Annotated in this window: 1 protein-coding gene; it reads right to left on the bottom strand. The window is 36.8% G+C overall.

Annotated features, from left to right (window positions below):
* Positions 1-266 (bottom strand): potassium transporter TrkG (locus tag AAEY83_RS15740; protein ID WP_351060445.1); only part of this gene is annotated, 266 nt, incomplete at both ends.

Below are 266 nucleotides of genomic sequence, written 5' to 3'. Positions count from 1 at the left end.
ATACTTAAAAATGAAATAACGGCTACGGTCATAAAGCCGATTCCTCCAATTTGAATAAGTACCATAACAACACATTGCCCAAATGTGGTTAGCGCAGTGCCTGTATCAATAACAACTAAGCCTGTAACTGTAACCGCAGAGGATGCAGTAAAAAAAGCTTGAATAAAGCTAAGCGATTCAACACTTGCAAAAGGTAATAGTAATAAGCAAGTGCCTAAAATAATGAGAGCAAAAAAACCAGCAGTTAAAATTAAAGGGGGGTTAAC

It is taken from the genome of Psychrobacter sp. TB20-MNA-CIBAN-0197, assembly GCF_040309765.1.
GTDB classification, from domain to species: Bacteria; Pseudomonadota; Gammaproteobacteria; order Pseudomonadales; family Moraxellaceae; genus Psychrobacter; species Psychrobacter submarinus.
This window is presented reverse-complemented; position numbering and strand designations above follow the sequence as displayed.